This is a genomic window from Hungatella sp. L36 (genome assembly GCF_014288035.1).
Genome location: NZ_JACOPC010000001.1, coordinates 987076 through 1011926, shown reverse-complemented (window position 1 = coordinate 1011926; position 24851 = coordinate 987076). Strand labels below are relative to the sequence as shown.

The window sequence follows — 24851 nt, the reverse complement described above, 5'->3', positions numbered from 1 at the left end:
CTTTAATCCAGATATTTTATTTTCGACTGTGCTACATCTTCCGCCGCATCGACTGCCCGCATGGTAAAGCTCAGGGCAAAATCCTGGCGTTTCACCTTATACGCCTCTTCCTGTTCCTGGCCGCAGCTGTTGCTTCCCAGACCGGAATGGAGGTAGTCCATATGGATGATCACATCCTCCGCCTTCTTGATCTGCCACGGATACTTTGCTTCTTCCAGGCTCTCCTCCGTGTAATTGTGGATATTCAGCCCCAGAGGCTGATCCGCCGTCACCAGAAGACTGCGTTCCCCGTCGCCAAGCGAGTACCAGGAGACCTCTTCCCGATGGCCGTTTTCCTGCGGATATACGTAATTGGTGGACATGCCGTCCACATCGGAACGGTAGACTCCCATAAATGCCGCTTCCCTGCTGTCCGCATAATTCTCCTGGAAGCCAAGGCCGTACCACGCGGCCTTCTGAAGGTCCTTTGACGCCTTCATCCGGATACCGATGCGGGGCAGAAATCCCGGCTCCGCTTTCCCGCGCTGAATCTGCTTTCCTTCCAGGCGGCAGGTCACAGCGCCGTCTCCGTACACCGTATAGTGATAGTCGCACAAAAATCCCCACGACTGGTTTAAGCAGCCAAAATACGTACCGATCGTCACATCGACACGGTTCTCATGCTCTTCTGTCCTGAAATACTCCATCTGCTCATCCGGAAGCTGTATGAAGTATTTGTTCATCCAGTCATCCTTCTTATACATATCGTTGTCTATGGTAGCCCGGTAAACCGTCACCTCAGGCCCCGCCGTCACGTATGGCTTTCCAGCCACCGTCCAGCGCTCCAGTCGGCCGTAGATCTTATGGAACACCACCTCCGACGATTCGCCCTTTACTTTAAAGAAGATCCCGTCATCCTCCGTCACAAGGCGGCCGCCCGCCTCATGGAGCACGGCTGTCTCCAGATGCTCCTTAAGCAGAAACTGCCCGCGGGATACTTCGTGGCCCTTTCCGGCGTAGGGGGCGTCTTCCTTCAGACAGACCGACACATTTAAGTAGTAATCCGTATTGCTCTCCGGCATAAACGGCCGGTATGGAATTTCCAGACGGCAGACCTCTCCCGGCCCGGCATTCAGATCTTCGATCACGCCCTCTTCCTGTACGGTCTCATCACAGGAAATCCACCATTTCGCGCAGAGATGGGACAGGCTGCTAAAATCATACCAGTTTTTTAAAAGAATCTCGCGCCCGCTGCCCGTCTTCTTCCGGATTTCCACCGGGGCAATCACCTGCCGGTACTCGGCAAGCGCCGGCGACGGCGTGCGGTCCGGCATCAGAAGGCCGTCGATACAGAAATTCCCGTTGTTGGGGAAATCTCCGTAGCTGCCGCCGTACCGGTAATATTCGTGGCCTTCCTCATCCTTTGTGAGGAATCCGTGGTCGTACCATTCCCAGATAAAACCGCCCTGCAGCCGTTTGTATTTGCGGAACAGGTCCTGGTAGGCCTTTAGACAGCCGGCTCCGTTTCCCATGGAATGGCCGTATTCGCACATGACATGGGGTTTTTGATTCCCCTTTTCGCCGCGGCCGATCTCTTCCAGCTTATCCAGCCAGGTGTACATGGTGGAGTAGACGTCCGCCGCCTCCGCCTCGAAATCACCCTCGTAGTGGACCAGTCTGGACGGATCCATCGTCCGCACCGCTTCCGCGCTCTTCACGAAATTACAGCCGAAGGCGGATTCATTGCCGAGGGACCACATGATGATGGAGGGATGGTTGAAATCCCGTCTTACCATGCGGACGGCACGGTCCACGTAGGCAGTCTCCCACGCAGGATCATCGGAGATCCAGGTATAGTTTTCCACCCATTCGAAACCGTGGCACTCCAGATCCGCCTCGTCGATCACATAGAGGCCGTATTCATCACACAGATCGTACAGGCAGTCGGCAGCCGGATAATGGGAACACCGGAGCGCGTTGATATTGTGCTGTTTCATCAGAATCACATCGTTTTTCATCTGCTCATACGTGACGGCGCGCCCCTCGGTCGGACTGTAGTCGTGGTGGTTGACACCATTTAACAGAATGGCGGTTCCATTGACGGTAAAATTACCGTCTTTGATCTCTATGGTGCGGAAGCCGGTCCGGACCGTGATCTCATGGTCCTCAAACCGGATTCTGATCCGGTACAGGTAAGGGGTCTCCGCAGTCCACGGATGCACCGTTCCGGCTTCGGCTGTGATTCTTATCTCCTTCTGGTCTCCGGAGGAGGTAAAATTCCCCTCTGCCACCAGAAGTTCCCCGTCAAGCAGGCTCCAGGTTCCGCTTCCGGCTCCCTTTACCGTCAGGTCGATGGCGGCCCGGCCGCATTCGCAGGCCGTGTCCAGAACCGCCGTCACGCGGCAGTCCAGGACCGCCTTCCTGGGCTCATTAATCAGTTCCACATCCCTGTAAATTCCGGAAAACCACCACATATCCTGGTCCTCCAGATACGTTCCGTCCGACCACTTGTATACACGGACTGTGACGTCATTTTCTCCCGGTTTCACCAGAGAGGTGACATCAAACTCTGCGGGCAGACGGCTCACCTTGCTGTAACCGGCGTGGACGCCATTAACCCATATGTCACAGGCGCTGTCCACCCCGTGGAATTTGAGAATCGTATCTCCCGCAAGCCAGGCGTCGTCCAGAACAAAGCTTCTCTTATAGATGCCTGTAGGATTCTTCGACGGTATGTATGGGGGATTGACCGGGAATAAGTACAGGACATCCGTATAGTGCATATGATCGTATCCCCGCATCTGCCATACAGAGGGGACATCGATGGTATCCCAGCCCGCCCCGCTTCCCGGCTCTTCAAATCCAGCCGGAGAGAATTCCGGCGCTTCCAGATACAGAAATCTCCAGTCGCCGTTTAAGCTCACATGTCTGGCAGAATCCTCATAAAATGAGGTTCTGGCTCCGCGTCTTCCGATTCCTGTGATTGTCTCATCTTCCCATCGTTTCTTTTTACGTCTTTCCATAGTTGTCTCCTATTATTTAATCGCTCCGCTCGTTCCCTCCACGATGTGTTTCTGTGCAAAGAGGAACACAATGATCGGGGGCAGAATCATGATGACTGTGATACAGAGCATCGGTATGATCTTTGTGCTGTGAACTCCCTTAAAGGATGCCAGCCCGAGAGCCAGGGTGAATTTACTCCTGTCCTGTAAGAAAATGAGTGGCCCAAGGTAGTCGTTCCACACGGTGATCATGTTCAAAACGCCGACTAAGATTAACTGCGGCTTCATGATCGGCATAAAAATCCGCCAGTAAATCTGGAATGCATTGGCGCCGTCAATTCTGGCCGCCTCCTCAAAGTCCTTCGGCACGCCCATCAGGAACTGCCTCATCAGGAAAATATAGTAGGCAGAACCGAACCAGGCCGGTACGATCAGCGGTTTTAAGGTATTGATCCATCCAAATATCTTGAATTCCATATACTGCGGGATCATCGTCACATCCCAGGGGATCATCATGGTGGACAGCAGAATCATGAACAGGACATTTTTGCCTTTGAAATTATATCTTGCAAAGCCATAGGCCACCAGCGAACAGGAGATAATCTGTCCCGCCGTGGTTCCGACCGTTACCACAATGGAATTCCAAAGGTAACGTCCGAAGGGCTGTGCGTTCCATGCGTTTAAGTAGTTTTCCACCAGCCATTTCTTCGGGAACATCTTAGGCGGATAGGCGATGGCTTCCGCTTCCGTCTTAAATGTGGTAAACAGCATATAGACGAACGGTGACAGGAAATAGAGGGCCATAATGGTCAAAAGCACGTAGATGATGATCTTTGATTTTTTCGACATACTCATAATTACTTCCTGCCTTTCTTGGTCTTCTTCTTGGAATTCTTGGCCTCGGTCTCATAGAATACCCATGCAGAGGAGGACTTGAATACGAGGGCTGTCAGGAACAGGATAATGACAAACATCACCCATGCGTTGGCACTTGCGTATCCCAGCTTGTGGTGCTTGAACGCGTTGTTGTAGGTAAACATCCCGTAGAAATATGTAGATTTTAACGGTCCGCCGTTTGTGAGCAGCATGACGAGGGTCAGCTGCTGGAATGAGCTGATTAACGATGTAATCAAGTTAAACAGAATCGTCGGCGTGATAATCGGCAGTGTGATGGAAAAGAACTGTCTCGCCGGGCTGGCGCCGTCCAGGGAAGCAGCCTCATATAAATCGATGGGAATGCTCTTGATATCCGTATAGAATATCAGCATCATGGTCCCCACGCCGAACGCGCTCGCCAGAATAACGGCCAGAAGCGCCCAGGAAGGATCCACCAGCCAGTTGGGGCCTTCGATTCCCAGCAGGGAGAGCAGATAGTTTAACACGCCGTAGTTGCCGTTTAAAATCCATCCCCAGATGATGGAGATGGCAACGCCGGATACGACTGCGGGGATATAGAAAATGGTTCTGTAAATTTTGACACCCTTTACCGGCTGCGTGATCAGCATGGCCAGGAACAGGGCGATAATCATGTTAAGGGGTACGAAGATTGCGGCATATTTTAATGTGATGACCAGAGATTTGTAAAACTGTTTATCCTTTGTAAACATTTCCACATAATTCCCCAGTCCCCGGAACGTCGGCGTCGATGTGATCGGCCAGTCAAAGAAGCTCATCACCAGCGACAGTATTAAGGGGCCTGCTGTAAAGACGATGAACCCGATGATCCACGGCAGGATGAACAGATAGGGAGTTGCCTTTCTAAGGAAACTTTTCTTCTCCATGATTTACCTCCATTTAAGTTCCCCGCACAGGGTTGGCCTGCTGCGGGGAATGTCTGCAGTTTACTGCATCTCGGATACCGCCTCATTCAGTACGGCAGCCGGATCTTCCATGGTACTCGGGTTATAGACACGCTCAAAGGTCAGATCCAGGGTGTCCTTAAGCTCGGACCAGTTGTCTACAATAAAGCTTGCAGGTGTGTAGCCGCTGCTCTGCTCCAGCATGGAGTAAAATGGAGCGTTGGCCGGATCGTCCAGGATCTTCTCGGACTCTACGACAGACTTTAAAGCCGGAAGCTCATAGCCGATTCTCGCCTTGTTCATCTCCTCGCCTGTCCAGTATTTCACAAACTCCCAGGCGGCGTCTTTGTTCTTGGAATCCTTGGAAATCGATACGCCTGAGGAGCTTAAGATGCTGACAGAATCATGGCCCGCTCCCGCAAATGCCGGAATATCGACGATACCGTAGTTTAAGCCGTCCTCATTAAGGGAGGCAATCGACCATGCGCCGTAGATATACATGGCTGTCTGGCCGCTTCTGAACTCGTCTGTACCGTTCTTCTCCGTAGCCACCCCATATCCGTCCTTTTCCATGTTCTGGAACATGGCGACAGCGTCAACTGCCTTGTCGGAGTTTAAATTTCCATCGAGGTTTCCGTCCTTATCCACAAACGCGGTTCCGTTGCTCCATAAATACATCTCATAATCGTACGGATCCGGCTTCATCTGGAAGGAAAAGCCCTTCACGCCGTCCACCTTCTCGGTGATCGTCTTCGCTGCCGCCATCAGATCGTCCCATGTCCAGTCATTGGTCGGTTCAGCGACTCCCGCCTGTGCGAAAATATCCTTATTATAAAACAGCGCGTGTGTGGTAAAGCCTACCGGAATGCCATAGACCGAATCTCCCTTGGAGTTATATGGCCATAACGCGTCGTAGTAGTTGTCCTTATAATCTGCGCCCTCTTTTTCTATGTAGGAATCCAGCGGTTCCAGGCCTTCATAGTAGGACGGGTAATCCCACATGTAGAGCACGTCCGGCGTATCTCCCGATCCCATGCCGGCACTAATCTTTGTATCATACTCACTTCCGTAAGCTTCCAGCGAGACCTCGATGTCGTCATGGCTGGCGTTAAACTGGTCTACCAGCGCCTGCTGCTTATCCAGATCCTCTGCATTGTCCCACGATGCAAAACGGATCTTTACCTTGCCGCCGTTTGCCTGGCTGTCAGCCTTTGCCCCACACCCGCTCAGTACTGTCACAGCCGCCACAGAAAGAGCCGCAATCACCGCAATTGTCTTTTTCATATAATTATTTCCTCCTTAACTTTTGGTAAATACATCGTAACACACATTAGTAAAATATTCAATGTTTTACTAAGTAAAAATCACATTTTCAATATTATGCATGATTTTACTGCCTCATTTTTGTGCATTTGTCATAATAAAATTGATTATTTTTTAACTAAACGTGCCTACAATTATATTTTCCGCTTTTAATCTAGTAAAATTTTACCGTTTTTATCACAATAATATTATTTTTTTACTGCCGCACTCCCCGTTGAAGATTTTCAAATCATTGGATTCGGCAACGAGCGGTCGTTAATTATGCTGATTAACAAGCTGCAGCCTTTCTCCACCGGTTGAATGTATCATGGAATTCTGACAGGAATTGGGCGTGGTTTCAGAAGAAGTAAAAATAAAATTACCACGGAAGAGGATTTAAGATATGATGTAAGAAGAAAAAGCCGGCTCCCGTCTGCCATAAAAATGACCGTGAGCAGCGGACACTCCCATTCTGTGTCCGGCACTCCCGGTCATTTTTATGTATATTCGGGTAACGAAACGTTTCGGTGGGCCGTAAGCGGTAATCCTAAGACGGCCTCACATATCATCAGAATCTCTGATTACCTTATTTCAATCCACATTCTGAGTCCAGAATACAAAACCCAGAATAACATAGCAGCTATGCTACCATTTTAAATCTTCCTCTCGAGTATCTGTACCTCATATCCATTAAGCTTCCCTGCCTCTTCGCCATAGACCAGCCGATAGGAGGAATCCACGGAGTAAGTCCTCTCCCGGTCTGTATGATTCATAGCAAAGATCCATCTGCGATCAGCTTTTTCTCTGGCGGCAAGCTCTACACCTTCATCCGCATTTCCCAACGCTGCGATCCCCGCTGCATCTGTCATATACCGGACCAGGGCCGCCATGAACGCCTCGTCAGGCTCCGTTCCGATGTAGTAACAGCAGCCCTGTCCGTATTCATTCTTAGTAACGCAAGGCTCTCCCGCATAAAATTCACTGCCATAGACTGCAAGGACCTCCGCTCCCTCCTTCACGGTTATGATGTCACACCAGTTTCGGGCTGTGTGGCTTTCATTTTGAAATACCGCCGATACTCTTGCATCTCTTAAGCAGTCATAATCCAATACCTCCGAGCCCGTAAGCTCAGACAGCCGTCCCGGAAGCTCCCGGTCAGTCATACAGATATTGGTCTCATCCTTCACTCCGGTTCGCATGGTAAGGACTAAATGGCCGCCGTTTTTCACATAACGGAAGTAACGTTCCTCCAGTTCGGAATTCATCAGATACTGAAGCGGCGCGACAAGCAGCTTATATTTACCGAAATCCCCGTCATCCGGCACGAAATCCACCGGAATCTGTCTGTCGTAAAATGCCCTGTAGTACTCCTGAATCTGCTCAGTATAAGACATATTGGGATTCTGCGGCTGAATCTGAAGGGCGTAATTCTGCCGGAACGAATATACGATGCCGACTTCCGGAGCGGGCATGGAGCCCTCCATCTTTTCCATCAATGGAGCTGCCTTCCGTATCATCTCCTTCAGCTCATAATATCTGCGGCCGGGATTACCGCTGTGAGGCAGAATTCCGTGCCAGTACTGCTCCGTCCCCATTGCGCAGACTCTCCTGCGGAAATACACCACCGCATCGGCTCCGTGAGCCACCGACTGGAGGGACCACAGGGAAAGCTGCCCCGGCGCCGGCGCACGCCCCATCACTTCCCAGCCGGTGATTCCTGACTGCTGCTCCATGATCCAGAAGTTTTTATTTTTGTAGCTTCTTACCACATCCAGGGTGGAGGCCAGGATATCGCCGCGTCCATGGGACTCATCGGCAAAAAATCCGCCGGGATACTGGTCATGACTGACAAAATCCAGTTCCTTTCCCAAATCATAGTAGTCCACCTTATCAGCAAAGCCCATATAATTGTGGGTAATAAAATGGTTCGGGCAGTGTTTGCGGATAATATCGGTCTGCTCCTTCATGAAATCCACAATCAAGTCAGAACAGAAGCATTTCCAGTCCAGCATAGCGGATGGGTTTTCACCTGTCACTGTAATCCTCGGTGTAAATACTTCCGAAAATTCATTGTACTCCTGGCTCCAGAAGGCATTGCCCCAGGCTTCATTCAAGCGGTCCACAGTACCGTATTTCTTTTCGAGCCATCCCTGGAAGTTCTTCCGGCAGCTTTCGCACATACACAAATCATGATGGCTGTTTCCCAGCTCATTGTCCGGCTGCCATCCGATGACATTCGGATTATCTTTATAATGAACGGCCATAGCAGTCACAATTTTCCGCACAAACCCGCGGTATACGGCATTGGACTGGCAGTCATGGTGACGCCCCCCAAAGCCTCTTACCCGCCCCTCCCGGTCCACCGGAAGAATCTCAGGATAGCGGTTTGCCATCCAGGCAGGCGGAGCAGCCGTAGGCGTTCCCACAATCGTCCTGATTCCGCAGCGGCCCAGCAGGTCGATGGCATCGTCCAGCCATGCAAAGTCATACTTTCCTTCCTGCGGTTCCAGCTTGTGCCAGGAAAATTCAGCCATTCGGACTACCGTAAGCCCCATCTCCTTCATCAGCTCAGCATCGGTCTCCCACCGATCTCTCTGCCAGTGTTCCGGGTAATAATCAACTCCAAAATGAATGCCCATAGTATTTAGTCTCCTTTATGTATCATTATTTCTTTATAGTTTTTTTACAGAATTTCCCTCGCTCAAATACGGTTTGAAGGAGTTAAAATAGTTTACTTTGCGCCCCTCAATCATATCCAGCAGGGTACTGACGCAGCATTCTGCCTGCTCTCCGATGTTTAAAGACACAGAAGATAGAAACGGTGTCACATACTTCCTGTTTTCGATCCCGTCGATGCCGAGAATCGATATATCTTCAGGAACCCTGATGTTCAGTTGTTCAAAACGCCTCAGCATTCCCAGAGCGAACTCATCATTAAAGCAGAAGATGGCAGTCGCCCCACAGTTTCGTTCAAGGAACCGGTCAGCACCGCTCATTCCCTCCTCGAAAAAATTTTCTCTGGCAAAAGCCGGTCTCGTGTTTCCGGCATTGTCGATTATGTAATCCCTAAATTGTTTTCCATAGACCGCCTTCATCTGATTACCGAAGGCCACATGCCTCGGATGTAAACGGCTGTCATGAAAGAAATCATATAAAGTAGCAAAGGCAATTTTTTTATGCCCCATCTCTTTTAAGTAAGCAAGTCCAAGCTCTACCGCATCGTACGTATCCACATCCACATAGGGAATCCGTTTTAAATTCTTAACCGGGACTCCGTAGGAGGCAGTGACAATCGGCATATAAAACGGTTCTCCCAATAGTGCCTGCACCTCCTCCGCCACACTGTCGTTCTCCACAATCATTCCATCCATCAGCATGGTTTTTACCCGTTCCACACTGAAATTAGAAAAGTAGAACAATGTGTACCCGCGATCCATGGCATAATCGGACATTTTATTAAAAAGCTCTGTATAAAAGGAATTGTAGATATCCGAACCGAAAAAACACAACTGATAAGTCTGCCTGTTTTTCAGGGAGTTACTCAGGGGATTCGGCCTGTAGCCCAATTCCTCCACTGCTTTATAGATCGCTTCCTTCTTATCCTTTGCAACATATCCTCTGCCGTTCATTGCTCTGGAAACTGCACTGACCGATACGCCGGCCCTCTTCGCTACATCTTCTCTCGTAATCACCGGATCATTTCCTCCTTACTTTTTATTTTAATGAGTCCGCCATTTATTTCAATAATTTCTTATGTGCACAGATGAGTCATAGTGTATATTGTACTATTTTTTATGACTCACGTGAAGCATATTTTCTGTAGAAAAAAACAGACAGAGTCTGCGCCTAAGCGCATTCTCTGCCTGCTGTGAGCTGGAATTTCATAACATAGCTGCCGCTTCCAACCTCCATTCTCTCCTCTCCGGCTTCCATAACAGCCCTTGTTCCCACGGGAACCGTCACTGCGAGTTCTCCCTGATTTCCGTCCAGATGCCATTGGCACTCGATCCGCCCATACCGTGACTGGTAAGCGCCTTTCGCCCAAACCAGTCCATAGGAAAAGTCCGGTTTGATCAGAAATTCTTCATATCCCGGTTTTACCCGTTTGATTCCCAACAGATTGCGGTACATCCAGTCTCCGACGCAGCCGAACGCATAGTGGTTAAAGGAGTTATCCGTGGGAGTTCCGTCCTCCAGAACTGCATTCCATGTTTCCCAGATTGTGGTGGCGCCGCTGTTGATTTCGTAAAGCCAGGATGGGCATCGTTCCTGATAGAGCAGGCGGCGCGCAATATCCTGATACCCGTATTCTGTCAGCACGTCCAGTAAATGTTCAATAGAAAGGAAACCGGTGTCAAGCCTGTCATCATTCGCTGCAATCATCTCTGCCAGGCGGGCCGCCATGTTCTTAAGCTTCTCTCCCTCCGCCATCTTCATCGCCAGGGCCAGCACATAGACGCCCTGTACCGCGCCCCCGATCGTTCCGTCCCCGTTTACATACTCATCGGAAAATGCCTTTCTGATCTTTTCATTCAGTATCTGATAATGGTTCTGCTGCTCTGTTTTCCCCAGCACGGCACAGACGCGGCTCATGACGTCCGTGGAGTATGCATACATGGCGGTCGCCACATACTCTTTCGTCGTGTACGCCGAGCGGAACATGTCGGTCTCACCCCGGTCATTTTTACAGCTTGGATAACACCAGTCTCCGAAATGAAATCCCGTGTTCCATAAGTATTTCTGCCGTTCTCTCCGTTCTTCCGTCACCAGGCCTTGAAGCTCCGGCATGTGGGAGGACGCATCCGCCTCGACGTACTGCATCCATTTGACCATCATCTCAAAGCTTTCTTCCAGAATTTCCCGGTCCCCATAACACGAATACAGCACCCACGGCACAATGACGGCTGCATCGCCCCATCCGGCCGATGTCTCTGTCCCAAAGGCTTCCTTCTGCATCGCGCTGTAGGCGATGGGATACGGGACGATAATGGGAATTAATCCGTCGGAGAACTGTTCCTTTTCCATGTTCTTCAGCCATTTTCTCAGGAACTGCTTCACATTCTGATTGTAAGCCGCCGTTTTGGCATAGACCAGGATATCGCCCGTCCATCCGGCCCGCTCCCGCTGGGGGCAGTCTGTCGGGATCGAAAGCATATTTCCTCTCTGACTCCAGCGGATATTGGACTGAAGCTGGTTCAGCCTTGTATCGGAGCAAAGGAACTCTCCCGTCTCCTCCAAATCACTGCCAAGAACCACCGCCTTTATCTTTTCCGGGCTCAGAATTCCCGGATATCCCGTTACCTTTACGTAGCGGAAGCCATGAAAGGTAAATTCCGGTTCAAAGATCTCGGTTCCCTTTCCGGAACAGATGAAATAGTCGGTCTGGTCACGGTTGTATCCGGATACATTGTTCGTAAAGTTTCCCTGTTTATCCAGGACCTCGCTGTGCTCCAGCCTGATTGTGTCTCCCTCGCTTCCCTCTGCCTCGATTCTCACCACACCGACCATCACCTGTCCGAAATCGACTATGGTCTCCCCTTTTGGCGAGAGAAGAATCTCCTTCGCCTCCATTACGTCTGTGCAGCGCACCGGTTCCGCCGAAATCCCCTGCAGCACATCGAAGGAACCGTTTTTCACTGCCGCGCGCTCCCATGCGCTGTCGTCAAACTCCGGAGACGCAAATTCGTTCCTGTCCATTCTTCCGTCCTGTTTTTCACCGATCAGAAGATCCGAATAGAGATATGCGGACTGATGATACCGGAACTCCGTATCAGAGCTCACGGTCTCCCGCTGCCCGTCCCCGTAGTCGATATCCAGCTGAAGCAAAAGGGCCAGTTCGGTTCCGTAGTTATTGCCGTAACCGAGTATTCCGTATTTTCCACGGTACCATCCGTCTGCCAGCACGGCCGTTATCACATTTTCTCCGGCCTTCAGCAGTCCGCCGACCTCATACGTCTGGTATTCAAGATAGCTGTCATAGGCCGTAAAACCCGGATTCAGCCTGGTGTCCGTCACGTCCGTTCCATTAATCTGCACCCGGTACAGCCCATGCGCAGTGACAGACAGGAAGGAGGTCTGCGGCGCCTGCTGTCCGCATCGGAATACCTTCCGGTAAATGTGGCAGGGATTTAATTTCCGATCCGGGATAAATGCATTCTTCTCCCCCGAGACCATGGCCAGAAATGCCGCTGTCATCTCCTTTTTGTCGGCCATTTTAACGGTCTCATCCAGATCCTTCTCCTGACATCCGATCCACTGCGCAAGCCATTCCCCGCGCTTTAAGCCCATTGTAAATGATGCAGTCCCGCTGACTGCATTTTCCCCCCTGTTATCCCAGGCCAACACATGCCACGCATAGCGCTTTCCCGACTGCAGCTTTTCCTCCGGAGAAAAACAGCAGGACTGGCTGGCAGTCTCCACGACTCCGGTATCCCAGATAATGCTCCCGTCTTCCGCATCGTTTACAATCAGACGGCAGGACTGCTGCCGCACATTCTGGTTCTGTGACTGAAGAATCCAGGAAAATTCCAGTTTTCCCCACTTTAACCCTAATGGATTATTCAGGCCGCTGCATCTTAGTTTTGTTATTTTCATTCGATTGAACCTCTCTTTCTCTTTAATTCCGTACGGACCACATCCAGCTTTTCCGCATTCAGCGGATACAGCTTCAACAGTGCGATGGTGACAGCAAACGCGGCAATCGGGTAAAGATAACGGACCACGTTGATTCCCGTGACTGTCGCGGAGGACTGCACCTCTCTGGCCGCGTCAAATCCGCTGGCGGTGAGCATGAAACCGATCAGCCCGCTGTTTATGGCTGTTGCCAGTTTAATTACAAAGGAATTGATGGAGAACAGTACGCCGTCCGCGCGGTATCCTTTTTCGTATTCCGTATGATCCGCCACATCCGAGACCATCACAGTCATCACCACGGCCGGTGCAAAGGAACAGCCGTTGCTGATAAATGACAGGAGTAAAAGCAGCGGAATATTAGCCGCCCCAAACAGAAACATCATGATATTTGCAGCCACCGCAATTCCCAGTGCGGCCACAATAAAGCGCTCCTTCGAGACTCGTTTCAAAGCGCCCGGTATCACCAGTGTACTGACCGTCATAGCCGAGGTCAGCGCCAGCATATAAATGGAGATCAGCTCTGTCCTGCCGATTACATACATCACATAGTACGCGCCTACAGAAGTCGATACCATCATGCCCATGCTGAAAAACAGATTCATCCCCTGCAGTATGTAGAGCGGTTTATTTTTCTTTAACGCAGACAGCAGACGGCTTACCGACAGCGTTTCCTGCTCAGCGACCGCCACTTCCTTCGTGCTGGCAAACGCAATCCACGCACCCGCTATGGATATTACGCCTAAGATCGCCAGAAAAGCCGGGTATCCTTTCTTCAGATTCTGTACCTCCGCGCCTCCGCCTAAATACTGAATCATCGGATAGGCGAAGGTGCTCCCAAGCAAAATAGCAATTGTTGTGAAGAAGCGCCCCGATGTTGCCAGTGCGTTGCGGTCCCTCGGGCTGTCACTGAGAGACGGCACCATTCCCAGCATGGGCACATCATAACAGGTAAACAGCGTGTTGGTCAGCGTATAGGTAACCGCCGCCCAGATTAACTTTCCGGTGTAGGAAAAGCTGACCGGAGTAAAGGTCAGTACCGCGCATACTGCCAGCGGGATCGGTACAAACAGCAGATAGGGACGAAACTTTCCCCATCTGGTTTTCGTCTTGTCAGCAACGATCCCCATCATCGGATCATTGATGGCATCCCAGATCTTTGTTACCATCATAATGGTTCCCCCTGCCGCTGCCGAAATCCCCAGTACATTCGTGTAAAATACAAGCAGGTACGAGCTGATTACGATATTTGCCAGGTCCTTCCCCAATGCTCCCACTCCATATCCCCATATCTTTCTTCTGTTCACTGAAACTACCTCCTGTTTTTGTTTGTTATCAAGCTGACGTCATGGTTCTATTATAAGGCCCCTTAATTTGATAAAATATATTAATTTTTAATAATATAGTTATTGATACTTAATATTTGTGTTATAATGGCCATGGAGGTAAAATTCTATGAAATGTGAAATTCTGGAAGCCCTGACGAATTATACGAGAAAGACCATGACAGAGGCAGAGTACCGGCGTTATACTGCCAGAAAGGAGCTTCTTGCGGAAGAGGTCTTTGAAGAAAAAAACGACATCTTTATCAATCTTCATCTGTCCCGCGCCAACATGGGGAAACAGCTGCACGGTCACGATTTTTTCGAATTAAACTATGTGTTAAGCGGGGAATGCACGCAGACGCTGGGGTCTGGTGAACAGATTCTGCTAAAGGAAGGGAGTCTCTGCATACTGAATCCCAATGCCAGACATTCCCTGAATATAGAAAATGACTCCAATATCGTCCTGAACATTTTAATCAAAAAGTCGCTGTTCAATTCTACGTTCTGGAGTCTGATTGAGCAGCACGAGCATATAGGCCCGTTCTTTTTAAGTTACTTCCTGTCACAGGATAAATCCTCTAACTTTCTGATCTTCAACTCCAGTCTGACGCCCGATCTTGTGGAGCTGACGGACCGGATCTGTGGGGAATATCTCAATAAACCGTTATATTATAAGGTAACGCTGCGCTGTCTTCTGGTGGTATTCTTCACGGAGATCATCCGCTACAGCACCATACAGATCAACACCCATACATTTACAAGCAAGGTATCGGTCCAGATTACCGCGCTTTTTCAGTATTTAAGCCTGAATTACGCCACGGCAACGCTTGTATCGACCGCGGAATACTTCCATTACCATCCCAACTACTTATCGGCCTTCGTCAAAAAGCACACCGGCAAAAACTTCAAGACGCTTTTAAATGATATCAAACTGTCGCAGGCCAACTATTACCTGTTGAATACCAACATGTCCATTCAGAGCATTTCCGATGAGCTGGGGTTTTCACAGCTTTGCAATTTCTATGATTTTATCAAAAAAGCATACGGAACGACGCCGGCCAAATACCGGCAGAACGCCCTGAAATAGCGAAAGCAAAAAACAAAAAGTGAAAAGAAAGAGCCTGCAGCCTCCGTATAACCGGCGGCTGCGGGCTCTCCTGTCTCTTTTCCAATCTAAATCAGCATCCCTTCCGTCCTCACATTCTTTAAATACTGACTCGGAGTGATGGAAGTGACCTTCTTGAACATTCTGCAAAAGTAATTGCTGTCGTTATAGCCTACCAGATAGGCGACCTCGGTGATGCTCCGGTTTCCCTGGCTTAAATAATACTGAGCCAGCTTGATCCGGTGGAAATTAATAAACTCCGTAACCGAAAATCCCGTTTCGCTCTTAAATTTCCGGGACAGGGAGGAGACGTTCAGAAAGAACAGCTCCGCCAGCTGGTTCACTGTGAGTTCAGAGGGCAGATGCTCCAGAATATAGGTGGTAATCTCCTGCACCTTGGCGCTGTATTGGGCCGTGGAGCAGTCCCGGACCGCCAGACAGTAATCGCTGAACATCATGGGCGTCACCTTCTTCTGGAGAAATTCCACGGAGGAAGAGCCTTCGATCAGCAGGCCATATTTATAGGAAATGCTCCCTACGATAAAGGCAGACACGCCTCCTCTCCTTGCCGCAATGCGGCACAGCGTATTCAGTGATATCATGGAATTCTTAACAGACCGCAGAAAATCATCAGGATACCGGTGATAGACATCATCCATATTAAGGGGCGCTCCGTCCCCATCGCTGGATTGAAAGATGTGCAGGCATTCTTTTAAATTGCCCTGGCTGATGTAGCTCAGCATCTGATCCTCCCCCTGATACCGCCGCTCAATCGTTCTGGAATACACCTCTGAATTCTCAAATTCCGCCTGGCGGGAGTAAACATATTCGGGAATCATGTCCCTTGAACTCTCCATATCGTGTCCTCCTCACAAAATCTGTCTTAATTCTACTAAATCCCGCAGAAAAATGCAAGATATGTGCTATTATCAGCCACCCGTATCCTAGTAAAACAAGTCCTGAAACTATAAAATATAAGAAAAGCGACGTCACTTATCAACTTATCACAAGGGGGAACTTAAATGGAACCAACGAAAAACCTGGAAGAAATCCAGTACAACCGCGCCAAATTCTGGCAGATTGCTTTTTTTGCAATGAACAATACAGCCACCAATGTCATCATCATGGCCATGTCTCTGATCTCCTATTACGCCACAGGCATTGTGGGACTCGGAGTTGTGCTGGTATCCAATGTTTTGACAGCCATGCGTATCTTCGACGGCTTCACCGATCCGCTGATCGGATTCCTGATCGACAAAACCAATGGTAAATTCGGCAAATTCCGTCCGTACATGCTGGGCGGCAATGTGCTGATGGCCTTCATTATGTATCTCGTATTTCACTACACGCATTTACTGACGCAGGCGCTGAAGCTTCCGGTCTTTATCGTCCTTTATGCCATCTATATTCTGGGCTACACGGCACAGACTGCCTGTACAAAGTCAGGCCAGGTATGTCTGACTAACGACCCGAAGCAGCGGCCTCTGTTCGGACTGATTGACGGCGTGCTGACTACCCTTTTAATGGCTGGCTTTAACATCTATCTTCCGACGTATCTCGTTCCCAAATACGGAAATTTTACGCTGGAGTTGTTTAACGAACTGGTTCTCACAGCAATTGGCCTCTCCTTCTGCCTTACCCTGCTGGCAGTCATCGGCATCTGGAAGAAAGACAGAAAAGAATTCTTCGGTATCGGTGATAAAGGCGTTAAGACAAAATTCAAGGATTACTGGCCCATCATCAAAGAAAACCGCGCCATACAGATGCTGGTAATCGCCGCCTCTACCGACAAGATCGGTATGAACGTCAGCGGCAATGCCACAGTAGTCCTGATCATATTTGCACTGATCGTCGGGAATTACGGAGTCTCCGGACAGATTTCCGCCATGACCATCCTGCCCGCCATCCTGTTCATCTTCTTTGGAACCGGAATTGCAAGAAAAATCGGCCTCAAGCGGACACTGGTGAACTTCACCTGGGGTTCCATTTTCCTCAAGATTCCGCTGATTCTGCTCTTCGTCTTCGGCGTGCCCACGCGGATCATGCAGGGTTTTAACCTTGAGACTGTAGTTTTCATTATCTGTTACATCCTGGGCTACGCTACCATGCAGGTGACGAACTCTACGATCATTCCTATGATCGCCGACTGTGCCGATTACGAAACGTACCGGACCGGCCGTTTTGTTCCCGGTATGATGGGAACCGTGTTCAGTTTTGTGGACAAGCTGATTTCCTCCTTTGCAACCAGCATCGTAGGACTGTGTGTCGCCCTGGTAGGCTTTAAGGACGCACTGCCGACGGTTACCGATTCCCTGTCCACCGGGCTGTTCTGGGTCGGCATCCTGCTGTACTTCGGAATCCCCATGCTGGGTTGGATCGCCACGTTGATTTCCATGAAATTCTATCCTCTGGACGATAAAAAGATGGTGGAAATCCAGAGCGAGATCGCAAGAATTAAAGCAGAAGCCTGATAAAAAAAAAGAACGCTGTGCTGTCCCTTTCCTCGGACAGCACAGCGTTTTTCTTCTATCAGCCTTCATACAGATTCGCAGCCTTCTTTACCAGCCTTTCCAGAAGCTTCTGCATATTTTTGATCACCGGGTGATCTCCCAGGCTGTATTCCTCCGCCACTGGTTTCATCTTAGGAAATGCCAGCCAGGTGCTTCCCGCTTCATCTTCCCATACCGCGATCTTCAGAGGAAGCTCCAGCGCGATGCTCTGGTCCGCCTGCATAAGTCCGGTTCCAACCTTCGGCGCTCCGAACACGAGAACCGTTGTCGGTCTCAGTTCCAATCCGGCCTCCGCCGCGTTCCCTGCATGATCGAATTTGGCAAACACCGGGATATCCAGTGCGTTTAACTGCTTCTCCAGCCTGTTTACCGTCTCATCTGCCGAGAACTGGCCTTCCATCAGGAACAGCCGCGTATCATCGTAATTGGTGGACAAAAGATCTCCGAAGGCGCCGGCGATCTTTCTTCCCAGATTCGTGAAATCCACGCCCTCCTTGTTTGCCATCAGGGTGACGCACACCAGCTCCTCCGGATGGGTAAAGCGGCTTAAGAAAGAAGAAAATCCGGGTACGGAGCCTTTGATGTCCATCAGGCCTCTGTGATGGTAGAACTGCCATCCGGCACTGCCCGGAACGGTCCGTCCATCGGGAAGCGTCCATGACGCGTAGACAACCGCCCTGTCTTCCGGCTTTTTGATCAGGACACCGCCAGCAAGACCGATATCCCAGAAGGAGATGTCCTGCGCCGACGCCCACACGTCCCCAAAACCGCGGAGGGCGGAGGAATGCATCTGCGGAAACGCACTTCCGTCGCTCTGGTAGCTGACAGCCGTCTCCGCCGGATCAATATACCGGCCGTCGGTCTTGAATATCTGGTGAACGTATTCACTCAAGGATAAATCCTCCTGATGAAATGCTGAGAGACCATCTGAAAACGATGTATGCTTAAGCCCAAGGAGTTCAAACTGATTCTTCCTGACGAATTCCTGGTACGCCATATTGCTCACTCTCTCGACCACTTCGGTCAGAAGGAGGAAATTCGTTGCACTCTGAGCCACCTCTGTTCCGGGTTCAAACAGAAGAGGCAGATCTGCCGTCAGACCGATCAGTTCTTCAAACGACCACTCTCTCGTAAGGCTGAATCCCTCCTGCTTCCTGTAATCCGCAAGCCCCGAAGCGTGATGAAGCAATTGACGAACCGTAATGCTCTTCCACTGTTCCGGGAGTGAATCAATATACGCTGCGGCAGGCGCGTCCAATTCCACGCTTCCGTCCTCGTACAGCTGCATGACCGCCACCGCCGCATATCCCTGGGAAATAGGGCCTGCCGGCCAAAGTGTATTCACCGATGCGAGACGCTTCTGTCCGGCATCTGAAAATCCGTATCCCACAACCCGTGGAATATAGGGCGCCTGAACAATCGCCAGGGTCAGTCCCGGGATCTCCTGTTCCTCCATAAACTCCCATACCATCTCATCCACGGTTCTTCCAAGATACGATACATCCGCGCTGCCCCTCATCTTCATCTCTGTGTGTTCTCTTGTGTTCATACTGAATACTCCTTTCGTTTTGGACCGGTCGCCTCTCGTTTCACGCGCTGACAATCCCGCCAGCTTTCTATGGTGAGCTCTGTGGCCGTATACTTAGACTTGTTTTGCTGTTGCTGGTGTGTTGCTGGTGTGTTGCTGCTGCGATTATTGCTGCGATTACTGCTGCGATTACTGCTGTTGTTACTGCTGCGATTACTGCTACGATTACTGCTGTTGTTACTGCTGCGATTACTGCTGCGATTACTGCTGCGATTACTGCTGCGATTACTTCTGCGATTACTTCTGCGATTACTTCTGCGATTACTTCTGCGATTACTTCTGCGATTACTTCTGCGATTACTGCTGCGATTACTGCTGCGATTACTGCTGCGATTACTGCTGTTGTTACTGCTGTCACTACTGTTATAATTTAAGTTACAGTTCATACTGTAATAATACATGTTACAGTATGAACTGTCAACAGTTTTTTATAATTTATTGATTAAAAGACTAGAAGACGTATTACGTCACAACTCCTTACCGCACGTTTTTGGAAAGTCTGGCACCATTTTGGATACCACAGGCATTACAAAACAGCTTGTACGGTTACTGCATTCTGCCCTTTTCATTTTCATTTTCATTTTCATTTTCGTTTCGCCACCATAATTTATAAAGAGCAAGTATAGAAAGCGCAACCACATTTCCACAAAATAACTTATTGGAAAATTCCCAACCCCTCTCTGTTTTTACAAATAGCTATCCATGAGTAATCCCGAATGATATTGAGTTTGGACAGAAGAAATGCTACAATTATTTCATACGCAGATCCACCCAGTATACAAAGAAAATTTATATGATGTGAGGTAAATATAATGTGGTGTCACTTTTTATACAACAACAATAGAATCAGATAATTAAGAATCTTTAATGTTATTAATACGCCTATATTTGATAGGCTTTTTTGTCGTATAAAAAGGAGAAAAACATGAAAATTAGAAATAATATCCTAAAGTATTATTTGAAGAATTGTATCTTCATTAACGGAACAGCGTATGCAGGCAAGTCAATAATGTGTAAAATGCTTGCCAAAAAGTATGACTTGATTTTGTGCGGGGAAAACTACGGACTTGATAGACTACTGCAAATTATTACTCCTGAGGAACAACCAAATTTAAGTTACTTCAAGACTATGAAGGACTGGCAGGAATTTATAAACAGAACTCCTGATGAATATTTAGCTTGGATTATGGGTAATTCGCGTGAAGCCGCAGACTTTGAAATTGCGGAGTTGATACGGCTGTCCGGCGACAAGAGAACAATTGTTGACACTAATATACCTTTGGAAATTTTGAAACAATTAGCCGATTACAATCAAGTTGCAATTATGCTGTCACCTCAATCATTATCTGTAGATATGTTTTTTGAAAGAGATGATGAGGAAAAGCTGTTTCTTCTATCTCAAATTAAACAAGCTGCAGATCCGGAAAAAACCTTGCAGAATTTCCGTGACTGTTTAGCAAAATTCAATAGCCAGGAAATTTACGATGAATGGCTCAACAGCGGTTTTTTTACAATTGTCAGAAATGACGCAGAAACGGATACTCGTTTAGAAACTGTCGATGCTTTAGCAAGGCATTTTGGATTGTGACTTTTGTAGGATGAGCGTATTCATGGTGGAGACAGCAGAGCCACCAGAAGATTTGTCAGCCATTCGTTCATCTTTTCGCACCTCACCTTAGTATACCATTTTCTTTATTCTTTGCAGCGCCCTTCTCTCAGTATATCAGAAAAGCGGCGGCAGAAAAAGCGCTTATAAAGAAAGATCCTTTTGAAACTGCGCTCCCCAGCGGATGCAGAAACGGAGCACCGTCTCCGGTACTCCGTTTCCCATCATGCACACAAAACTGCGCATTCTCTTTTATGCATTAAATAATAACCTTCACCGGACATTTCGCCGCACACTTTCCACAGTTGGTACACTTCTCGTAGTCGATGACCGCCACATTATTATCCATATGGATCGCATCGAACTCACACTGCTTCGTGCATAAGGTACAGGCGATACAGCCTGATTCACATTTTGCCTTTACATCTTTGCCCTTGTCATGGGAGTTACACTGAACGAGGTGCTCCGCCGTATACGGCACGAGCTCGATCAGATGGTTCGGACAGGAGGCCACACATTTGCCGCAGGCCACACATTTCTCCTTATCGACAACAGCCACACCGTCAACCACGTGAATCGCGTCGAAGGCGCAGGCCTTGACACAGGAACCGTATCCCATACAGCCATAGATGCAGGCTTTCTCTCCGGCGCCCGGAACGACTGTGATCTTCTTGCAGTCATCCATGCCGTAGTAGTTGTACTGGACCTTCGTCTTATCGCAGGTACCCTTACATTTTACAAAAGCCACTTTCTTCACAGCGTTTCCGCCGTCCACGCCCATGATGGCGCCGATTCTGCCCGCAACAGCCGCTCCGCCTACCGGACAGGCATCCACGGATGCGTCACCCGCAGCGATTGCCTTTGCCAGAGCGTCACAGCCTGCGTATCCGCAGCCGCCGCAGTTATTGCCTGGCAGCTCGTTGCGCACGAGGATCTCTTTTTCATCTGTTTCTACTTTAAATTTTTCGCTGGCTACACCTAAGAAGACACCAATTAAAATACCGAGGATACCTACTACGGCTGCCGCTATGATAATACCTGTTATCATTTTCGTCTCCTCCCCCTAAATTAATCCGGAAAATCCGAAAAACGCGATTGCCATCAGTCCCGCGGTGATGAGCACGATCGGCGATCCCTGGAAGGAATACGGAACATCGTTATGCTCGATCTTCTCGCGCACACCAGCCAGCATTACGATGGCGATGGTAAATCCAACGGAAGTACCCACGCCGTTGATAACGCTCTCTAAAATGTTGTAAGACTTCTGTACGTTGGTTAATGCCACACCGAGTACGGCACAGTTGGTCGTAATCAGAGGCAGGTACACGCCCAGCGCCTCATAAAGCGGCGGCATGGACTTCTTTAAGAACATCTCCACAAACTGAACGAGTGCGGCGATGACCAGGATAAACACGATGGTCTGTAAGAATTCCAGATTTAAATTCACCAGAATTCCCTTATAGATCACGCTGGTTACAAACGATGCAATGGTTATTACGAAAATAACGGCTGCGCCCATACCGGCAGAAGTTTTTACGTTCTTGGAAACGCCAAGGAATGGACATAAACCGAGGAACTGGCTTAAGACTACGTTATTCACGAGTGCTGAGCCGACCGCGATTAAAAACAATTCTTTCATCTATCCATCCTCCTATTCTTCTTTTTTCGAGGTAGCGGCCTTTAATTCCGCTTCCTTCTTAGCCAGGTCGGCCTTCTTCGATGCCAGGGCATCCTCCTCTGCCTGTCTCTTTCTTGTCTCCAGAATCTCATGGTTGGACATACAGGAAGAGCCGGAACAGTTCATACAGTCGCCGCCGCATGCCAGTCTGGACTGGGGAACGGAGCCGTTGGTCGCCGATGGAGCCTTGAACTTATTCTGGAGCGCTGTTAAGACAGCCAGCACGAAGAACGCGCCCGGAGCCAGAATAAAGATGGAAATATGGAAATCCTCCGGAATAAACACCTTTCCGAAGACCGCGCCTGCGCCCAGAATCTCACGCACAAGGCCGATTGCTGTAAGGGCAATGGTAAAACCAAGACCCATACCGATTCCGTCGAAGGTAGAAGCCATCACCGGGTTCTTGGAGGCATAGGACTCTGCACGGCCAAGGATGATACAGTTTACCACGATTAACGGGATATAGATACCGAGAGCCGCATTTAAGCTGGGCACATAGGCCTGTAAAAGCAGCTGCACGATGGTAACAAGGGTTGCCACGATGACGATGTACGCAGGAATCCTGACACGGTCGGGAATAATCTTGCGGAGCGCCGCGATGAGCATATTGGAAAACATCAAAACCACGGTTGTGGAAAGTCCCATACCTAATCCGTTGATGGCCGAAGTCGTAACAGCCAGCGTCGGACACATGCCCAGCATCAGGACGAAGGTAGGGTTCTCTTTTACGATGCCGTTATATAAACGTTCTGTACATTTATTCATGATCCCACCTCCTATTGCGGTATGCAGTTAGCTGCGAAGTAAAGAGCCGCATCTACTGCATGAGTCACTGCGTTTGAAGTAATGGTCGCACCGCTGATCGCGTTGATCTCGGAATCGGAAGTGCTGCCTGTCTTCGTCACAGTAAATTCTTCTACTGACTTATCTTTATACTGATCCTTGAACGCAGGCTCTGACGCCTTCATTCCAAGTCCCGGTGTATCACTGATTTCCAGGAGCTCCACGCCGGTGATCTGTCCTTCATTGGTGATACCGACGGAAACCTTGACGGTTCCGCCGTAGCTGTCGTCGGAGGAGGCCGTTATGATGTGTCCGATCACATTGCCGGAAGCATCCACTGCCTTTAAGGCCACGCTCACCGCGACATTGCCGTACTCAGGCTTCTGCTCCTTTAAGGTTTCTTTGGATACAGCCACCTGATCCTGGATCGCCTGATCAAATACAAAATCCACCGCATCCGGATAGGCAATCTGATACTTATGGAGACTCTCTTTCGCCTCGGCCATCTGGATCGGGACCTTGGTAATCTGATAGACAGCGCCCAGAAGCAGACCGGAAATCAAGGTAATTGCAAATAAAATCCATGCGTCTTTCATGAATCCGCCTTTTTTCATCTTACTTGCCCTCCTTTCCAAACGCCTTTGGAAGGGTAATCTTCTCAATCAGCGGCACCAGAATGTTGCTGATGATGATCGCATAGGAAACGCCCTCTGCGGATCCGCCGAACAACCGGAAAAGGCCGGTCAGCACACCTAAGAGAATACCGAACAGGATCTGGCCCTTCGGTGTAATCGGGCTGGTTACATAGTCGGTTGCCATGAAGAACGCACCGAAGATGAGGCCGCCGCCGCATAAGTGTGCAAGCACATACATGAGATCATGCTGGCCGAAAATAAACACAAACACTGCGAAGGTGATTAAGTAGGCCGCCGGAATCCGGATGGTGATGACCTTCTTGATCAGTAAGTAAGCTGCGCCGATCAGCAGGGCGATCACGGATACCTCGCCGATGGTTCCCGGAATCTTGCCGATGAACATGGCCGGAATATCCACTGCCTGGCCTGCCTTTAAGGCTGCAAGCGGTGTCGGGCTTACTACCGCGTCGTTATATGTGAAGGTAGTCATCTTGCCCGCAAATGCGATGAGTAAGAAACATCTGGCCGCCAGAGCCGGGTTCATGAAGTTCTGGCCAAGGCCGCCGTATAACTGCTTTACAACAATAACAGCAAAGATACCGCCCAATACCGGAATCCACAACGGGATGCTCGGCGGCATGTTGAGCGCCAGGATCATACCCGTTACCAGGGCGCTTCCGTCGCTGATCGTGACTGGTTTTCCCATGAGTGTCTCGTACACATATTCGCTGAGCACACAGGAAAGGACTGTCACAAGAATGACAAGTGCTGCTTTTATTCCGAACTGATATACACCATACGCAGTCGCAGGAATCATGGCAATCGCAACATCCAGCATGATATTACTCGTTGTTACCTGGTCCCTGACATGAGGTGATGATGATACGTTTAATAATTTACTCATTCTTC

19 protein-coding genes are annotated in these 24851 nt (G+C 49.4%); 3 read left to right on the top strand and 16 right to left on the bottom strand.

Annotated features, from left to right (window positions below; translation table 11 throughout):
- Positions 1 to 2 precede the first annotated feature (2 nt).
- The 8 genes from H8S80_RS04370 to H8S80_RS04335 all read right to left on the bottom strand — a co-directional run bounded on the left by H8S80_RS04370 (position 3) and on the right by H8S80_RS04335 (position 14019).
- The gene (locus H8S80_RS04370; RefSeq protein ID WP_117630345.1) at positions 3 to 3002 is read right to left on the bottom strand and encodes a glycoside hydrolase family 2 TIM barrel-domain containing protein; all 3000 of its coding nucleotides are present in this window, start codon (positions 3000 to 3002) and stop codon (positions 3 to 5) included.
- 12 nt (positions 3003 to 3014) lie between these two features.
- On the bottom strand, positions 3015 to 3836 hold the full coding sequence (locus H8S80_RS04365; protein ID WP_002600126.1) for a carbohydrate ABC transporter permease: 822 nt from the start codon (positions 3834 to 3836) through the stop codon (positions 3015 to 3017).
- Between the two features lie 2 nt (positions 3837 to 3838).
- Positions 3839 to 4762 (bottom strand): carbohydrate ABC transporter permease, encoded by a 924-nt coding sequence (locus H8S80_RS04360; protein ID WP_002600127.1) that lies wholly within the window; start codon positions 4760 to 4762, stop codon positions 3839 to 3841.
- 60 nt (positions 4763 to 4822) lie between these two features.
- Positions 4823 to 6064, bottom strand: a complete 1242-nt coding sequence (locus H8S80_RS04355) for an ABC transporter substrate-binding protein (RefSeq protein WP_117630344.1) — start codon at positions 6062 to 6064, stop codon at positions 4823 to 4825.
- A 671-nt stretch (positions 6065 to 6735) separates the two neighbouring features.
- A complete protein-coding gene (locus H8S80_RS04350) occupies positions 6736 to 8721 on the bottom strand; it encodes a beta-galactosidase (RefSeq protein WP_187049038.1) in 1986 nt (661 codons plus the stop codon).
- A 33-nt stretch (positions 8722 to 8754) separates the two neighbouring features.
- The gene (locus H8S80_RS34735; protein ID WP_117630341.1) at positions 8755 to 9774 is read right to left on the bottom strand and encodes a LacI family DNA-binding transcriptional regulator; all 1020 of its coding nucleotides are present in this window, start codon (positions 9772 to 9774) and stop codon (positions 8755 to 8757) included.
- Between the two features lie 154 nt (positions 9775 to 9928).
- A complete protein-coding gene (locus H8S80_RS04340; RefSeq protein ID WP_117630340.1) occupies positions 9929 to 12676 on the bottom strand; it encodes an alpha-L-rhamnosidase in 2748 nt (915 codons plus the stop codon).
- Positions 12673 to 14019: an MFS transporter gene (locus H8S80_RS04335; RefSeq protein WP_117630339.1), complete on the bottom strand. Its 1347-nt coding sequence runs from the start codon at positions 14017 to 14019 to the stop codon at positions 12673 to 12675. Before H8S80_RS04335 ends, H8S80_RS04340 begins: the two co-directional genes overlap by 4 nt.
- 148 nt (positions 14020 to 14167) lie before the next feature.
- Between H8S80_RS04335 and H8S80_RS04330 the strand changes: the two genes are divergently transcribed.
- Entirely contained in the window at positions 14168 to 15124 is a 957-nt protein-coding gene (locus tag H8S80_RS04330) for an AraC family transcriptional regulator (RefSeq protein ID WP_117630338.1), read from the top strand.
- Between the two features lie 86 nt (positions 15125 to 15210).
- Here H8S80_RS04330 and H8S80_RS04325 read toward each other — a convergent pair whose 3' ends face one another.
- Positions 15211 to 15999 (bottom strand): helix-turn-helix domain-containing protein, encoded by a 789-nt coding sequence (locus tag H8S80_RS04325; protein WP_117630337.1) that lies wholly within the window; start codon positions 15997 to 15999, stop codon positions 15211 to 15213.
- Positions 16000 to 16164: 165 nt separating this feature from the next.
- Here H8S80_RS04325 and H8S80_RS04320 point away from each other — a divergent pair, with 165 nt between their 5' ends.
- Positions 16165 to 17613: an MFS transporter gene (locus H8S80_RS04320; RefSeq protein WP_117630336.1), complete on the top strand. Its 1449-nt coding sequence runs from the start codon at positions 16165 to 16167 to the stop codon at positions 17611 to 17613.
- Positions 17614 to 17671: 58 nt separating this feature from the next.
- Here the strand turns inward: H8S80_RS04320 and H8S80_RS04315 are convergent, their stop codons facing one another.
- Entirely contained in the window at positions 17672 to 19201 is a 1530-nt protein-coding gene (locus H8S80_RS04315; protein WP_117630335.1) for a serine hydrolase, read from the bottom strand.
- Positions 19202 to 19268: 67 nt separating this feature from the next.
- Positions 19269 to 19598 (bottom strand): hypothetical protein, encoded by a 330-nt coding sequence (locus H8S80_RS04310; protein WP_187049037.1) that lies wholly within the window; start codon positions 19596 to 19598, stop codon positions 19269 to 19271.
- Between the two features lie 567 nt (positions 19599 to 20165).
- Between H8S80_RS04310 and H8S80_RS04305 the strand changes: the two genes are divergently transcribed.
- Positions 20166 to 20828, top strand: a complete 663-nt coding sequence (locus tag H8S80_RS04305) for a hypothetical protein (RefSeq protein ID WP_117630333.1) — start codon at positions 20166 to 20168, stop codon at positions 20826 to 20828.
- A gap of 277 nt (positions 20829 to 21105) precedes the next feature.
- Here the strand turns inward: H8S80_RS04305 and H8S80_RS04300 are convergent, their stop codons facing one another.
- From H8S80_RS04300 to H8S80_RS04280, 5 genes are read right to left on the bottom strand one after another with little or no spacing between them, the layout of a single operon-like run.
- Positions 21106 to 21894, bottom strand: a complete 789-nt coding sequence (locus tag H8S80_RS04300; RefSeq protein ID WP_002600141.1) for an RnfABCDGE type electron transport complex subunit B — start codon at positions 21892 to 21894, stop codon at positions 21106 to 21108.
- 15 nt (positions 21895 to 21909) lie between these two features.
- Complete coding sequence (gene rsxA, locus H8S80_RS04295) at positions 21910 to 22485, bottom strand: electron transport complex subunit RsxA (protein WP_117630332.1); 576 nt, start codon at positions 22483 to 22485, stop codon at positions 21910 to 21912.
- A 12-nt stretch (positions 22486 to 22497) separates the two neighbouring features.
- Positions 22498 to 23289: an electron transport complex subunit RsxE gene (rsxE, locus tag H8S80_RS04290; RefSeq protein ID WP_002600143.1), complete on the bottom strand. Its 792-nt coding sequence runs from the start codon at positions 23287 to 23289 to the stop codon at positions 22498 to 22500.
- An 11-nt stretch (positions 23290 to 23300) separates the two neighbouring features.
- Positions 23301 to 23921: an RnfABCDGE type electron transport complex subunit G gene (locus tag H8S80_RS04285; protein ID WP_002600144.1), complete on the bottom strand. Its 621-nt coding sequence runs from the start codon at positions 23919 to 23921 to the stop codon at positions 23301 to 23303.
- 1 nt (position 23922) lies between these two features.
- Entirely contained in the window at positions 23923 to 24846 is a 924-nt protein-coding gene (locus tag H8S80_RS04280) for an RnfABCDGE type electron transport complex subunit D (RefSeq protein ID WP_002600145.1), read from the bottom strand.
- Positions 24847 to 24851 lie beyond the last annotated feature (5 nt).

What these genes read in the sequence shown, in the direction of transcription:
- H8S80_RS04360 (WP_002600127.1), bottom strand. Translation starts at nt 4,762, where the DNA reads ATGGAGAAGAAAAGTTTCCTTAGAAAGGCAACTCCCTATCTGTTCATC.
- H8S80_RS04320 (WP_117630336.1), top strand. Translation starts at nt 16,165, where the DNA reads ATGGAACCAACGAAAAACCTGGAAGAAATCCAGTACAACCGCGCCAAA.
- H8S80_RS04300 (WP_002600141.1), bottom strand. Translation starts at nt 21,894, where the DNA reads ATGATAACAGGTATTATCATAGCGGCAGCCGTAGTAGGTATCCTCGGT.
- H8S80_RS04285 (WP_002600144.1), bottom strand. Translation starts at nt 23,921, where the DNA reads ATGAAAAAAGGCGGATTCATGAAAGACGCATGGATTTTATTTGCAATT.
- H8S80_RS04355 (WP_117630344.1), bottom strand. Translation starts at nt 6,064, where the DNA reads ATGAAAAAGACAATTGCGGTGATTGCGGCTCTTTCTGTGGCGGCTGTG.
- H8S80_RS04280 (WP_002600145.1), bottom strand. Translation starts at nt 24,846, where the DNA reads ATGAGTAAATTATTAAACGTATCATCATCACCTCATGTCAGGGACCAG.
- H8S80_RS04315 (WP_117630335.1), bottom strand. Translation starts at nt 19,201, where the DNA reads ATGAACACAAGAGAACACACAGAGATGAAGATGAGGGGCAGCGCGGAT.
- H8S80_RS04325 (WP_117630337.1), bottom strand. Translation starts at nt 15,999, where the DNA reads ATGGAGAGTTCAAGGGACATGATTCCCGAATATGTTTACTCCCGCCAG.
- H8S80_RS04365 (WP_002600126.1), bottom strand. Translation starts at nt 3,836, where the DNA reads ATGAGTATGTCGAAAAAATCAAAGATCATCATCTACGTGCTTTTGACC.
- H8S80_RS04370 (WP_117630345.1), bottom strand. Translation starts at nt 3,002, where the DNA reads ATGGAAAGACGTAAAAAGAAACGATGGGAAGATGAGACAATCACAGGA.
- H8S80_RS04305 (WP_117630333.1), top strand. Translation starts at nt 20,166, where the DNA reads ATGAAAATTAGAAATAATATCCTAAAGTATTATTTGAAGAATTGTATC.
- H8S80_RS04340 (WP_117630340.1), bottom strand. Translation starts at nt 12,676, where the DNA reads ATGAAAATAACAAAACTAAGATGCAGCGGCCTGAATAATCCATTAGGG.
- H8S80_RS04330 (WP_117630338.1), top strand. Translation starts at nt 14,168, where the DNA reads ATGAAATGTGAAATTCTGGAAGCCCTGACGAATTATACGAGAAAGACC.
- rsxA (WP_117630332.1), bottom strand. Translation starts at nt 22,485, where the DNA reads ATGAAAGAATTGTTTTTAATCGCGGTCGGCTCAGCACTCGTGAATAAC.
- rsxE (WP_002600143.1), bottom strand. Translation starts at nt 23,289, where the DNA reads ATGAATAAATGTACAGAACGTTTATATAACGGCATCGTAAAAGAGAAC.
- H8S80_RS04350 (WP_187049038.1), bottom strand. Translation starts at nt 8,721, where the DNA reads ATGGGCATTCATTTTGGAGTTGATTATTACCCGGAACACTGGCAGAGA.